The organism is Gluconobacter albidus (genome assembly GCF_002005485.1).
Taxonomy (GTDB): Bacteria; Pseudomonadota; Alphaproteobacteria; order Acetobacterales; family Acetobacteraceae; genus Gluconobacter; species Gluconobacter albidus.
Genome location: NZ_CP014689.1, coordinates 3,054,483 through 3,068,598, shown reverse-complemented (window position 1 = coordinate 3,068,598; position 14,116 = coordinate 3,054,483). Strand labels below are relative to the sequence as shown.

Genomic DNA, 14,116 nt, shown 5'->3' with positions numbered 1-14,116 from the left:
CGGACCTGAAACAAAAAAGGGATCGTCATGGGGAATGTGACAGCACTGTTGGCGGATGCATTTATATTTGTCCTCGTTCCGTGGGGACTGTGGCAGCTGCTCAGACGCTCCATTCCGATTGCCATCCTGCCCATTCTGGTCGGCATTCTTCTGGCGGTCCTGCATTTTCCAGCGTCAAAAGTCGGTATTCCCTCGCTTTACGGCGATTATATCGGCTGGCTGGCCGTTCTGGTTCTGGCGTTCACTGCCGGGCTGGAAATGTGGCAGAACCCGACCCATTCTCCCGAAGCCGAAAACCTCCCCTCCCCGACGCTGGGTCGCCTGCTGGGCGGAGCACTCGTGGCGCTGGGCGTTCCGTTCGTCATCGGCACCATTCTGGTCAAGCTGTTCTTCCTGCCTTTGCACGGCTGGCAGGCCCCGCACGGGGATGGCTGGATCGGTGCCATGTCGATCGGGCTGTGCATTTCCGTCAGTGCGCTGCCGGTTCTGATCGGCATCGTGCGCGAACTGGAGCCTGTGTACCGCCCCGTCGGACAGCTTGCCCTCAAACTCGCGGTCGTGGACGATGCGGCCCTCTGGATCGGGCTGGCCATCCTCCAGTTCGCGGCACGCGGATCGGATGCGCTGCATGGCTGGACCGGATTTGAAGGGCTGGCCGTCCTGCTTCTCGTCGGCATGGCGCTCCTGAGCAGCTGGGCCACGCGAAACCTGAAAAACCCGCCGATCTGGGTGATCTGGGCCGCTGTTCCGGCCTATCTGGCCGCCGGGTCCTGGGCGAGCCACGAACTGGGGCTGCACGAGCTGATCGGTGCCTATTTCGCAGGTGCGCTCATGCCACCGCGCTGGGTCCGTCGCCTGCCGGTCGAAGCTGTGGGGACGTTCTCGCTGATCTGGCTGGCCCCGATGTTCTTTGGCCATAGCGGATTGCGGATCGACGGCGATGCGCTGACCTGGCCGTCCGTTCTGGCATCCCTGCTGCTGGTCGTCATTGCGATCGTCACGAAAATCCTTGCCGTATGGATTTTCCCGCCGGCTCCGGGCCTGACACACCGTCAGGCACTGGGTATCGGCTCCCTGTTGCAGTGCAAGGGGCTGATGGAAATCGTGGCGGCAACCATTCTGCATGCGCATGGCATGATTTCGGAATTTGCCTTCGCCTCGCTGATGGTTCTGGCCGTGATTTCCACGACGCTGACCGGGCCCATGTTCCGGCTCGTCTCGGGACGTTCACGCCCCGAGACCGTAGTATAATCAGTCCTTCGAACGCACGGGGCCGTGGCTGACAAGCGCGCCCCGCTGCCAGACCTGATCAATCTGGTCCACGGCGGCGATGTTTTCATCCGCATTGCCATCCACGATCAGCAGATCCGCCCGGCGGCCGGGCGCAATCACACCCCGGTCTGACAGATGCAGCAGGGCCGCGGCATTGCCCGTAGCCAGACTGATGGCCTGCACGGGGGACAGCCCGGCCTGCACCGTCAGATACAGCTCACGATGCTCGGCAAAGCCGGGAATACGGGTCGGTGCGGCCCCGGAATCCGTACCGAAACCAACCTTCACCCCCGCCCGATACAGAACGGCGAGGTTCTTCTGATTCACCGACAGCGCATAATGCGAGGCCTTGGTCAGAGGCTTGGCCAGTGTCTCCGCGCGCCATTTCGGATCCGTAAACTGGCGGCGCAGGGCCGGGTCCATGCCCGCCAGAACGAACGGATTGGAGAGCAGCTCCGGCTGCTCGGCATAGAGATAATTCGCCTCGTCCAGATCCAGCGTCGCAATATACCATGTGCCCTGACGGAGCATCGCCGCGATCAGATCATGATCCACCGGCTGGTCCCGCACGCCATGCGCGAGAATATCGGCTTTTGCCGCCACGATGGCCTTGGCGACGGCAAGATCGTGGATATGGACCGCAACCCGCGTGTCGTGCTGGTGCGCCTCGTCGATGACGGCCTCATAGATGGCGGGCGGCAGCATGGGATAGGTCTTGCCGTCCGGGACGTCATTGCGGAAGTCGTCTACCCAGAGCTTCACCAGATCCGTGTGTTCCGCAATCATCTGGTCCACGTCCTTGCGCGCCTCTTCCGGCGTGGTCGGACGGAAGACCTGATCGGGACCAACGCCCTTGACCATGGCGGCCGGTGGCACACCATCCGGCGCACCAATCCCCTGATCCACGCCATAGAGATCCGCCCCCGGATTGCGGCCCTCATGCTGTTCCTGACGCAGCGTATCGAACAGCGGAGAACGGTTCAGACCCAGCGCCGTGACGGTCAGGACGCCATAATCGGAATACTGCTTCATCGCGGCGAGAATATTGGCGCGGGTATAGTTATCGCGGCTGGCCCCCGTGCCCTTCACGAGGCCGACATGACTGTGATCGCTGATGAGAGCGGGCATCAGCGTCTTGCCCGTCAGGTCCACATGCCGCGCATCGGCGGGAGCCGGGATGCCGACCGAAAGAATCACACCATTGTCGATGACCACCGTGGCATCCGGCTGCGCCGAGGCCCCGGTTCCGTCAATCAGCCGCGCGTGGTCGAACGCGACCGGTTCGGCCAGCGCATGTCCGATACTGAAAACGGCAGGCGTTGCGAGCAGCAGGGCAGTGAAGGCGGAACGGATGGTCATGCGGCGGTCTCCTGTATAGCTCCCGCCGAGCTTCTTTATCGGGCATCCTGTGGTCCGGGCGGAAACGTCCATGAAGGACGAAACGCCTTCAGACCGGGAAAGATGCCGAAAAGCAGACCCTTTCCTTCCAGCCTCAGCCCTCCAGCGACTGAAGCTCGAACAGGCGGCGGTAGATCCCGCCCTCGCGCGTAATCAGTTCGGCGTGCGTTCCGTCTTCTTTCAGCGCGCCCTGACTGAACACGAGGATGCGATCCAGTTCCATGACGGTCGAGAGACGATGCGCCACGACAATGACGGTCCGGTTCTGCATCAGGCGACGCATCGCGTCCTGCACAAGGGATTCGGACTCGGAATCGAGGCTGGACGTCGCTTCGTCGAAAATCAGGATGGGCGCATCGGCCAGAAAGGCGCGGGCGATGGCAACACGCTGGCGCTCGCCACCCGAGAGCTTCACGCCACGCTCTCCAACCATGGTTTCGTACCTCTCGGGCAACCGCTCGATGAACGGCGCCGCATTGGCCAGACGGGCGGCGTCTTCGATCTCGGCACGGCTCGCATCGGGGCGCGCATAAGCGATGTTTTCCGCAAGTGTGCGATGAAACAGCACCGGTTCCTGCGGAACGATAGCGATATGCGCGCGCAGGGACTCCTGCGTGACATGGGCGATATCCTGCCCGTCCACCACGATCCGGCCGCCGTTCACGTCATAAAGGCGCTGGAGCAGCTTGGTCAGGGTCGTCTTGCCCGAGCCGCTCGGCCCGACAAGCGCCACGCGGGACCCCGGCGCGATGTCGATGCTCAGGTCGTTGTAAAGCGGTTTGACCTGCCCCGGATACTGGAAGTCTACATGCTCGAAGTGAATGGCCCCTGTTGTGAAACGGGCCGTCTGCGCATCGTTTGCGTCCTGAATGGCGGGATCGCGACGGAAAATCGCCACGAGTTCCTCCATCTCATTGACCGAACGCTGCACCTGACTGACCTGCTGTCCCAGATCGCGCAGATACCCCTGCACGAGGAACATCATCGTCAGCACATAGGCCACGTCACCCGGACCGGCCTTGCCGTCCCACCACAGCCAGACGGCCAGCCCGATCAGCAGCATCCGCATGGCGAGCGAGGCCAGCGCCTGAAGATTGGCGCTGTTGGTGCCGCGTACCCAGGTTTTCAGAGTGCGCTGACGCCAGCCACGGATGATGCTGTCGAGCCGGTCGTCCTCGCGGTTTTCCGCACCGAATGCCTTGACGACCGGATTGCAGGTCACGGCATCCGCCATGGCCGCACCCATTTTCGTGTCCCATTCATTGGACGCACGGGCGGTCGGCGCGACATAGCGCAGGGTCAGAAGGATGGAGAGCGTGGCGAACAGCACCACCGAAACCGCCAGAACCGACCCCATCAGCGGCGAGCGAACCATAAGAACCGCCGTCGTCCCGCCCAGAACCAGCACTTCCGGCGCGATCAGAAGCAGGAGCGTGTCGTCCAGCGTATCAATGGCCCACATGCCGCGCGTCAGCTTGCGGACGGTCGAGCCGGCGAAGTTGTTGGCATGCCAGTCCGTCGAGAAGCGCTGCACCCGATCGAACGCCTGATTGGCGACGCGGTGCATGATGGCGAGCGTGAGATACGAAATCCCGATGAAGGAGGAGCGCCGTCCGAACAGCCCGACCAGCCCGAGGACGATCAGCCCCGCGACCATCAACCCCGCATCGTCGCGCAGATGCAGCAGTTCCGAGGTTTTCTCTACAGCGGGACCGGCGGCATGGCGGGAAATATCCTCCACCAGACGCCCCGCGAGAATGGGCGTGCAGACATCGGCCAGCGTGGCGAGGGCAACGCCACCAAGAGTCTTCGCCAGCAGGAGAGGATGGTCACACCAGCGGCTGCAGACGAAAGACAGGACGTCCGTGAAGGACACCTCCTGCTTGCGGCCCTCCTGCTGCTGGCGGCTCATGGGAAAAGAGGTATCGGAAACGGTATCAGACACAGGGTGCTCCGCCGTCTGCCGGTCTGCAAGGTCATGCAGAACAGGCCACGGTGTAATGACATGGGGTGTGATGGCATGGAATTTTCAGAACTTTGCCGTATCTTGCTGTGTGTCCGGACCAGACGCAACACACCTCCGGCAACACACCCTACTGGAGTGCCCGTCATGACCGATGCCCCCGCAACCGCGAAGCGGGCCATGAGCAAGGCGGCCGCAAAAGCCTTCATCACAGCGCTTGCCGAAGCCAATCCGGATGCGGAAAGCGAACTGGTGTTCCGCAATCCGTTCGAACTTCTGGTAAGCGTCGTGCTGTCGGCACAGGCGACGGACAAATCCGTCAACAAGGCGACGAAAGGCCTGTTCGAGGAAGCCCCCGACCCGGCCTCCATGGCGGCCATCGGCGAAGAGGGCATTGCGCGGCACATCCGCACCATCGGCCTGTGGCGGGCGAAAGCGCATAACGTGGACCTGCTCTGCCATCAGTTGCTGGAGCGTCACGACGGACAGGTACCATCCGACCGGGCCTCGCTCGAAGCGCTGGCCGGTGTCGGGCGCAAGACGGCGAATGTCGTGATGAATGTCGCATTCGGCGCGGATACGATGGCAGTCGATACCCACATCTTCCGCATCGGCAACCGTACCGGCCTGGCCCCCGGCAAGACCGTGCGACAGGTCGAGGACGGGCTGGTCGCCCGCATCCCGAAAGACATGCTCCGCCCGGCGCATCACTGGCTGATCCTGCACGGGCGCTATGTCTGCAAGGCCCGCGCGCCCGAATGCTGGCGCTGCCCGGCCACGACATGGTGCCTGTATCCGGACAAACGCATGGCGGCACCCGCGCCCCGGAAAGCCGCCGCGCGCTAGACACCCCTTCAGAAAATCTGGACTTCAGAAAATCTGGGCGGCTGTGCGGCGCGGGGCCTGATAGGAGACGGAATAGAGCACGATGCTGTTGAGGACGCGCATATGGGTCGTCACGGAAAAGCCGTTTGCATTCCAGGTGATGTTTTCCGTCATCGGCGCGCGCACATCAAACTAGGGGCTGACCGTATTTCTGACGGATGGCACGGCCCCATTCCTCGGCACAGATACGGACATCACCGGAATCCGTGTCCGTCAGGGCATGAACTTCGACAGATGCCAGACGCCCGCCCAGAAAATTCACATCCACCGTCGAGAGACAGGAGCCGATGAACGGCCCCTGCATGACGTAGCGCGCAAAACCGGGGCGCGGCACCGGAGAGGGCAGCGCCATCAGTTGTGGATGGCTGATCTGCGCTTCCGGGACGCTCATGCCCAGCGTCAGGCCCTCCCAAACCGCAACGGGCGCGGCATGGAGCGGCCCGGCGGCTGTCAGTGACAGGCCAAACAGAATGGCCCCTGCGGTTTTTTGCGCCACGATAACGGATCTCCTTGTGCGACGATCCTACAGGGCGATTGCTTTCCAAAACGTTGAGACACGCCCTATTCGGATGGGGCTAATGGCAGATTGGGCATGCCGTGCCAGCCCACGGGCGGAACCCAGAGCCGGCTCCCCCGCCAGCTCCGGTCCGAAACAATCGTGAGGGCACGCCCGCCGAACACAGTGTAAGCCCCGTCGCGCCAGACCGAAAACCGGTCGATGGACGGCACATCCGCGCAGCCTTTGCGGGCGGGAGACGCGCTGATGAACAGGCTCACCCCGTCGCATTGCCGCGCGTCCGGAAGAATGGCGCCATCCGATGAGTCGCGGGGACGCAGCAGGACAGTCTGCACCCCGACGCTGATCCGGCATAAACCAGCCAGACAGTCCGGCGGCAGGGGCGCCACCGGAAGCGCAAGGGCCCGCTGCCAGTCTTCCAGCGTGCGGCGTTCCAGACCGGAATGCGGACCAACCAGCAGGACGTCCGGACGGCGCACCGCCATCAGCCCCGCATCCGCCGAGACGAAAATATCGGGCTTCGGCGCCAGCCAGATCGACGCCACCCCGATCGCCACCGGTAGAAGACCGGCCAGGCAGACCCGGCCTTTCCACAGGCACAGAAAACACAGCCCAAGCATCACGAGCAGCAGCCCCCAGCCCGGCATGGCCGGAACAGGCTGATGCGCCATCGGAAACGCCGCCACCCGCTCCGCCAGCACCTGCACGATGCGGATGCCCACACCCATGAGTTTCAGAAACGGCGCTTCGGCATGAAACGGCATGGCGACAAGCGCCAGAAGCCCGACCGGCATGATCCAGACAGCCGCCAGCGGCACGGCCACAAGATTGGCCAGCACGAACCATGGCTGAAGCGCGCCAAAATGCGCCATGCTGACCGGCAGGGTCGCCAGCCCGGCGAGAAGGCTCGTCAGCGTCAGGGCCGCGCCATAGGACGCCACAACCCTGTACCAGTCCCCCTCCCCGCGCAGCCGCATGAGCGGCTCGCGCAGCACGCCATACCCCGTAATCAGCCCCATCACGGCGGCGAACGACATCTGGAACGACACATCAACAACCGAAACCGGCGAGACCAGCAGGATCAGCAGCGCCACGATGGACAGAGACCGCATGGACAGGACGCGCCGCCCGGTCACGATGGCCAGCGTCACGAGGCTTGCCATCCCCAGCGCCCGCAGGCTGGGCAGATGCGCGCCCGTCAGCAGCACATACCCCGCTCCGGCCAGCAGTCCGGAAACGGCTGCGATCTGCCGGCAGGGCCAGCGCAGGGCAATATATTCGATAGACGCCAGACCGCAGCGCAACGTCACAATGACGGCGGCCATCACCAGCCCCAGATGCAGCCCCGCAACGGCAAGAAGGTGCGCCAGCCCGGATGCAGAAAACGCCTCGCGCGTCTGCTGGTCGATGCCCCCGGCCTCACCCGCCAGAAGCGTAGCGGCAATGGCGGCGGTCTGGTCGGACAGCACGGCCGCCGTGCGGAAAGCGACGGTTTCGCGCAGGGTTTCGATCCGCGAAGGCCGGGAAGGAGCGCCTGTAAGACTGGCCGGCCCCAGCGCGTACCCGCTTCCCGCCAGTCCCGAAAACCATGCCTCCCGCTGAAGATCCCGGCCGCCCGGCCATGACGGCGGGGGCGGCGGTCGCAGCATCGCGCGCAGGCTGATCGTGCTTCCCGGCTCCGGCAACAGGTCGTCATCGTCGCGCAGACGGATATGCAACATGCGGCGCAGCGGCGCCATTCCGGCATCCACGGGCGTCTCGAACACGGCATCGGCCAGAGTAACACGATGGCCGTCATCCTCATCGTCATTGCGGGGCGGCAGAATTTCCAGAGACTGAACACGACCGGTCAGAACGGTGGCATGGGTCGGCAGAACCGGCATAGGCGGCTGCATCCGGGCCTGTAACGCCAGATCGCCAAAACCGGTCACGACGGCCAGAAGCGCAAATCCCAGAAGGCGCGGAAAAAGCCGCTGCCAGCCCCACCACAGGCACCCGGTTCCCGTCAGGCTAAACAGGAGGGTGACAAGCATGACGGACAGGATGGAAGGCTCGAACGGCAGGGCAAGGTAGGTCACGCCCCCAAGCCCGACAGCGACCGGGAGCCAGCAGATCATCTGCCGCCCCTGATCCAGAACAGACCGGATCACGGCAGGCGGCGGCCGCAAGGAATCCAGGCGTTCCTCGCGCACCAGAAGTTCGCGCGGATCGAGGTCCGGGACGGAAAGGGGTTCTGTCTTCACAAACAGAACCGTAACGGATTTTTCCGCAGGACGCGCCTCCCCGATTAAGGTCAGCGCCTCCTGCGGCCCAATCTACTGCGGAAGGTGCAGCGCCTGTTTCAGACCGGTAGCATCCCGCTCCAGTTCAAACCCCGTACTTCCCGGCTGAAACAGCCTTGCGGTTGCAAGATTGCCGGTCACGACAGGATCGAATCCGGCCGCCTTCACCAGCGTCGTCACCTGCGACACGGCCTGCGCATCATCCCCCGCCACCGGAACCGCCAGAAGCGGCGAAGCGCGATGCGCCTCCGAACGCAGCGTGGTCATGTCGATGGAGTTGAACGCCCGCACCACATGCGCCGAAGGGAAATAACGCTGTGTCGTCACCCCTGCCCCGTCCCGCTGCGCCGTGTCCGCAATCGCCCCATCCCGCCAGGGATAGGGATTGGACGGATCGAGCAGAACCTTGTCCAGCAGTGTCCGGCTAAGCTGTGGACCAAGCTGCGGAATGGCGCCATAGGGGACGGCGAGGACCACCACATCGCCATAAGCCGCCGCCTGCGCCGGGGTTCCGGCCGTGGCGAGCGGGCCCAGCGACGTGGCCAGAGACTGCGCCTCGCTCAGGGAACGCGACGACACCATGACGGGATAACCCGCATGGACCCAGAGTTCAGCCAGCGTTGTGCCGACATGACCTGTGCCGATAATGCCGATCCGCATTTTCTGGCTCGTTGCCTCGACCGCACTGGCGCTGCTGACCGTGGCCAGCCCCGCGAGCGCTGCAAGGAAAGGACGGCGCCTGAGAGGAAAACCCGTCATGATGGGTGCCACTCCCGTGCGAGAACACCTGCTGCGCCCTGAACCGGATCGGTTTTCGGGAAGGGCAGGCCGTGAATACGGGCACTCTGCTCCGCCGTGGGGGCGGCGCGGAGGATGTCGAAAGACTGGTTGGGCGGATAGGCGCCGATGACGGTGAACTCCGTGTCCGATCCGAGATTGCAGTGCCCCGTTCCGGCCGGAAGCACGGCGATGTCGCCACCGCGCACCTCGACCGTCCGGGCATTCGGCCCTCCCAGCATCAGGCGCGCGGAACCGTTGGAAAAGCCCAGAACTTCATGGCCAAGGCTGTGATAATGATGAAACGGATAGACACCGTTGCGCCACTGCGGCGGCCAGCCGTTCCGGCTGAACAGGTCTTCATACACCGCCTCGCGATCCGGCCCGGCTTCGAGCGCATTGCGATAGACGATGACAGGCAACTCCGGATTGTTCGGAACCCAGTTATTGGCGCGCAGCGTAAAGACATCCACACGGGAGGTCGTGGCACTGGCGTGACGGATCTTCCCTTCTCCGAAGGTCAGACCCAGCCCTGCCAGCAGGGCATTGAAATCTCGTCTGTTCATTGGAAAGGCACCACCCGGACTATTGAACGTCACAATAAGCCGCTTCGGGAGGCGGCTGGAAATCACACGCGCTTGAAGAACCTTAGCTTTTTGTAAAGCGATGGTGCGTGACGAAACGCCGCAGACCCGCTCGTGCTGGCGGATGGAAGCGCGGGTCAGAGCGTGATATGACGGCGGCATGACCATCCGTACGCGATTTGCCCCCTCCCCGACGGGTCTGCTGCATGTCGGCAACGCCCGCGCCGCCCTGTTCAATTTCCTCTTTGCCCGTCATCACGGCGGCGAATTCCTCCTGAGGATCGAGGACACCGACAAGGAACGCTCTACTCAAAAAGCCGTGGACGTGATCTTTGACGGCCTGGCCTGGATGGGAATCGAGGCGGATGCGGAACCGGTTTTCCAGTCCGCCCGGCAGGACCGCCATACGGAAGTGGCACTTGAGCTTCTGGAAAAAGGTCAGGCCTACAAGTGCTTCTGCACCCCCGAAGAACTGACCGCCATGCGTGAGAAGGCCATGGCCGAGAAGCGCCCGCCCCGTTATGACGGCACATGGCGGGACCGCGATCCGTCCGAAGCGCCCGCCGGTGCACCCTATGTCGTGCGCCTGAAGGCCCCGCGTGACGGCGAGACGATCATCAAGGATCTGGTGCAGGGCGAAGTCCGGGTTGCAAATTCCGAAATGGACGACCTGATCCTGCTGCGTTCGGACGGTACGCCGACCTATCTGCATGCCGTGGTCGTCGACGATCACGATATGGACATCACCCATGTCATGCGCGGTGACGATCATCTGACGAACACGTTCCGTCAGGCCATGATCTATCGCGCCATGGGCTGGAACCTGCCACATTTCGCGCATCTGCCGCTGATCCACGGGCCGGACGGCGCCAAGCTGTCCAAGCGACATGGCGCACAGTCGGTCGTGGACTTCCGCGAGGAAGGCTATCTGCCGGAAGCCCTGTGCAACTACCTGCTGCGTCTGGGCTGGGGTCATGGCGATGCCGAAGTCCTGTCCCGCGAGGAACAGATCAAGCTGTTCGATCTGGATGGCGTTGGCCGCTCCCCGTCCCGGATGGATTACGTCAAGCTGGCGCATCTGAACGGGATCTGGATGCGTGTTGCCGATGATGCGCGCCTGACGGATGACGTCATGCAGCGCCTGCAGGGCCGCGACGGCGTTGTCACCGATGAGCGCACCCGCGCACGCATTCTTGCAATGATGCCAGGCCTCAAGGAGCGCGCAAAAACGCTCGTGGAACTGGCGGACAACGCCGCTTTCGCAGGCTTCACGCTGCCCCTGACCTTCACGCCCAAGGCCGAGAAGCTGCTGGGCGAGGATGGGCGCACGGTTCTGCAGGGCGTCGGCAGGGATCTGGCCGCGCTTTCGGACTTCACGCCCGAAACCGTCGATGCAACGCTGCGCGCCTATGCTGAAAAACATGAGATCAAGCTCGGCTCCGTGGCCCAGCCGCTGCGCGCGGCCATGACCGGCTCCACGACATCTCCGGGTATTGACCTGACGCTCGCGGCGCTGGGACAGGACGAGGTTCTGGCCCGCATCGCAGCCGTTCTCGCCTCCGCGTCCACCGATGGCTGAGCGGCCCTCCGTCCCCCGGCATCTCCTGGGAATCGAGGGGCTGTCTGCCGAACAGCTCGTGCCGTTCCTCGATCTGGCGGAGAGCTATGCGCTGCTGAGCCGTTCGCGCTCCGCGCCGCGTGATGCGCTGCGGGGGCGGACGGTCATCAACCTGTTCTACGAAGACAGCACCCGCACCCGCACGAGTTTCGAACTCGCGGGCAAGCGGCTTGGGGCGGACGTCATCAACATGTCCGTCGCCACAAGTTCGGTGAACAAGGGCGAGACGCTGCTGGATACTGCGGCAACGCTGAACGCCATGCGCTGTGACCTGCTGGTCATCCGTCACGCGCAGTCCGGCGCCCCGGCCCTGCTGTCGCAGAAAGTCGAAGCCAGCGTCGTCAATGCGGGCGACGGCACGCATGAACATCCGACACAGGCGCTACTGGATGCGCTGACCATCCGCCGGCATTTCGGCCGCCTTGAGGGCCTTACGGTCGCCATCTGCGGGGATGTCGGGCACAGCCGGGTGGCACGCTCCAACATCCATCTGCTGACGGCATTCGGAAACCGGGTGCGGCTGGTCGGACCCCCGACGCTGCTTCCGGGGGCTATGGCCGGGCTCGGCAATGTCGCGCTGTATTCCGACATGGACAAGGCGCTGGCCGGCGCGGATGTCGTCATGTCCCTGCGCCTGCAGAAAGAGCGCATGGGGGCGGGTCTGGTGCCGAGTGCGCGGGAATATTTCCATTTCTTCGGGCTGGACCGACGCCGTCTGGCGCTGGCCAATCCCGGCGCGCTCGTCATGCATCCGGGGCCGATGAACCGTGGCGTCGAAATCGCCTCGGACGTGGCGGATTCGGATCAGAGCGTGATTTCCGAACAGGTTGAGATGGGCGTGGCTGTGCGGATGGCGGTTCTGGACCGTCTGTCCCGGGCACGGATGCCGGTATGAGTGATATCGTTTTTGAAAATGTCCGCCTGATCGACCCGGCGTCTGGTCGCGATGAGACCGGACGGCTTGTGGTGCGCCAGGGGAAGATCGTCGCCTGCGAAGACGGGTCGGTTCCCGAAGGCGCGCGGGTCATTGATGGCGCCGGAGCCGTGCTGTGTCCCGGTCTGGTGGACATGCGCGTCGCACTCGGGGAGCCGGGGTCGGAATACCGCGAGAGCGTGTCTTCCGGGGCGCGGGCTGCGGTCGCGGGTGGCATTACCACCATGGCGGTCCTGCCCAACACCTCGCCACCGATCGACAATCCGGCCCTCGTGCATCTGCTGCGGGTCCGGGGTGAAGAGACGGGTATGGTCTCGATCCACCCTTACGGCGCGCTGACGCGCGGCTGCGAGGGCGGCGAAATGGCCGAACTCGGGCTGTTGCGTAACGCCGGAGCCGTGGCGTTCACGGACGGAACCCGCGCGATTTCAGACGCCAAGCAGATGCGCAACCTGCTGTCCTATTCGCGCTTTCTCGACGCCATCGTGGTGCAGCATCCGGAAGATCCGTCTCTGGCCAAAGGCGCGTGTGCCACGGCCGGAGCCCGCGCGGTGCGAATGGGTCTGCCGCAGGTTCCGGCCGAAGCCGAGGCCATCATGATCGCCCGCGATCTGCGTCTGGCGGCCATGACCAGGGCGCGGCTGCATTTCGCGCATGTCTCGACGGCAGAGGGATTGGACCTGATCCGTGCGGCCAAGAGCCGGGGCGTACGCGTGACCTGCGATACGGCGCCGCCCTATTTTGCCATGACCGAAGACGATATCGGCGACTTCCGCACCTACGCGAAACTCTCGCCCCCCCTGCGCAACGACGCCGACCGGCAGGCCGTCTGTGCCGCGCTGGCGGATGGAACGATTGACGCCGTAGCCTCGGACCATGCTCCGGCGGATGCGGATGACAAGCGGCTTCCTTTTGCACAGGCCCGCGCCGGGGGCACCGGACTGGTCACGCTGCTGGGTGTAACACTGGGCCCGGGACTGCCGCTTGTGGATGCGTTGCGGCTGGTGACGTCCGCTCCGGCTGCCCTGCTGGGCCTTGATGCCGGAACGTTGGCCATCGGGAGCGATGCCGATCTGTGCCTGTTCGATCCGGAAGGATCATGGACAGTGGTCGCCGGAGAACTGCCGGGACGCGCACAGAACACACCGTTTGACGGCCGGAATCTGAAAGGCCGTGTCCTGCGGACGTTCAAGCGGGGCGTGGAAGTCTTCACCGCTGATGGACTGGCGGAGGCACGGTCGTGAGCGGTTTTCAGGCACAGCTCATCCTGCTGTTTCTCGTGTCCTACGTCATCGGAAGCATCCCGTTCGGGCTGCTGCTGACGGCGCTTTCTGGCGGCGGGGACATCCGCAAGATCGGTTCGGGCAATATCGGCGCAACCAACGTCCTGCGCACGGGACGACGCGGTCTGGCTGCGGCCACGCTGCTGCTGGATGCGCTCAAGGGAGCTGCGGCGGTCCTGATCGCACGGTTTTTCTTCCCCGGCGCAGGCGAGATGACCATGGCCGTGGCAACCGTCGCCGTCGTCCTCGGGCACTGTTTTCCGGTCTGGCTCGGCTTCAGGGGCGGCAAAGGCGTCGCGACAGGGCTCGGAACGATCTGGGTCCTGTCCTGGCCGGTCGGGCTGGGCTGCTGTGTGGTCTGGCTGCTGGTCGCACGCCTGAGCCGGATTTCCTCAGCTGGCGCTCTGGCGGCGTTTCTGCTCGCGCCGGTGCTGATGGTGCTGCTGTCCGGACGCACGCTGCACTCCCCCATTCCTGTGGCGACGCTGCTCGTCTCGCTGCTGATCTGGGCCCGGCACTGGAGCAATATTGCGCGCCTTCTAACGGGCCAAGAGCCGCGCGTGAACGTGGACCAAGCGCCCCGTTCCTAAGATTTTAAGTGCC

The 14,116-nt window shown here is 64.2% G+C and carries 13 protein-coding genes; 6 read left to right on the top strand and 7 right to left on the bottom strand.

Features of this window, described 5'->3' with window-relative positions:
* The first annotated feature begins 27 nt into the window (after positions 1-27).
* Positions 28-1,251, top strand: a complete 1,224-nt coding sequence (locus A0U94_RS14085) for a cation:proton antiporter (protein ID WP_062030758.1) — start codon at positions 28-30, stop codon at positions 1,249-1,251.
* Here A0U94_RS14085 and A0U94_RS14080 read toward each other — a convergent pair whose 3' ends face one another.
* Complete coding sequence (locus A0U94_RS14080; RefSeq protein ID WP_062030756.1) at positions 1,252-2,631, bottom strand: amidohydrolase family protein; 1,380 nt, start codon at positions 2,629-2,631, stop codon at positions 1,252-1,254.
* Positions 2,632-2,764: 133 nt separating this feature from the next.
* Positions 2,765-4,582: an ABC transporter ATP-binding protein gene (locus tag A0U94_RS14075; RefSeq protein WP_077804013.1), complete on the bottom strand. Its 1,818-nt coding sequence runs from the start codon at positions 4,580-4,582 to the stop codon at positions 2,765-2,767.
* A 198-nt stretch (positions 4,583-4,780) separates the two neighbouring features.
* Here A0U94_RS14075 and nth point away from each other — a divergent pair, with 198 nt between their 5' ends.
* Positions 4,781-5,479, top strand: a complete 699-nt coding sequence (gene nth, locus A0U94_RS14070) for an endonuclease III (RefSeq protein ID WP_208611654.1) — start codon at positions 4,781-4,783, stop codon at positions 5,477-5,479.
* Positions 5,480-5,503: 24 nt separating this feature from the next.
* Here the strand turns inward: nth and A0U94_RS16270 are convergent, their stop codons facing one another.
* From A0U94_RS16270 to A0U94_RS14050, 5 genes are all read right to left on the bottom strand, one after another.
* Positions 5,504-5,632 (bottom strand): hypothetical protein, encoded by a 129-nt coding sequence (locus A0U94_RS16270; RefSeq protein WP_276329210.1) that lies wholly within the window; start codon positions 5,630-5,632, stop codon positions 5,504-5,506.
* A 13-nt stretch (positions 5,633-5,645) separates the two neighbouring features.
* Positions 5,646-6,014: a hypothetical protein gene (locus tag A0U94_RS14065; RefSeq protein WP_077803729.1), complete on the bottom strand. Its 369-nt coding sequence runs from the start codon at positions 6,012-6,014 to the stop codon at positions 5,646-5,648.
* Between the two features lie 65 nt (positions 6,015-6,079).
* Positions 6,080-8,278: a ComEC/Rec2 family competence protein gene (locus A0U94_RS14060; protein ID WP_244178025.1), complete on the bottom strand. Its 2,199-nt coding sequence runs from the start codon at positions 8,276-8,278 to the stop codon at positions 6,080-6,082.
* A 72-nt stretch (positions 8,279-8,350) separates the two neighbouring features.
* Positions 8,351-9,076, bottom strand: a complete 726-nt coding sequence (locus A0U94_RS14055; protein ID WP_062108366.1) for an NADPH-dependent F420 reductase — start codon at positions 9,074-9,076, stop codon at positions 8,351-8,353.
* Positions 9,073-9,660, bottom strand: coding sequence for a cupin (locus A0U94_RS14050; protein ID WP_077804010.1), 588 nt, complete (start codon positions 9,658-9,660; stop codon positions 9,073-9,075). Before A0U94_RS14050 ends, A0U94_RS14055 begins: the two co-directional genes overlap by 4 nt.
* 178 nt (positions 9,661-9,838) lie before the next feature.
* On the opposite strand from A0U94_RS14050, the gene gltX reads away from it, so the two are divergent.
* Genes gltX through plsY form a run of 4 tightly spaced genes read left to right on the top strand, consistent with a single transcriptional unit; the run spans position 9,839 to position 14,103 of the window.
* Positions 9,839-11,257, top strand: a complete 1,419-nt coding sequence (gltX, locus tag A0U94_RS14045) for a glutamate--tRNA ligase (protein WP_077803728.1) — start codon at positions 9,839-9,841, stop codon at positions 11,255-11,257.
* Positions 11,250-12,191 (top strand): aspartate carbamoyltransferase catalytic subunit, encoded by a 942-nt coding sequence (locus tag A0U94_RS14040; RefSeq protein WP_077803727.1) that lies wholly within the window; start codon positions 11,250-11,252, stop codon positions 12,189-12,191. Before gltX ends, A0U94_RS14040 begins: the two co-directional genes overlap by 8 nt.
* Positions 12,188-13,474: a dihydroorotase gene (locus A0U94_RS14035; RefSeq protein ID WP_077803726.1), complete on the top strand. Its 1,287-nt coding sequence runs from the start codon at positions 12,188-12,190 to the stop codon at positions 13,472-13,474. The genes A0U94_RS14040 and A0U94_RS14035 overlap by 4 nt, the downstream gene beginning before the upstream one ends.
* Entirely contained in the window at positions 13,471-14,103 is a 633-nt protein-coding gene (gene plsY / locus A0U94_RS14030) for a glycerol-3-phosphate 1-O-acyltransferase PlsY (RefSeq protein ID WP_077803725.1), read from the top strand. Before A0U94_RS14035 ends, plsY begins: the two co-directional genes overlap by 4 nt.
* Positions 14,104-14,116: the final 13 nt, after the last annotated feature.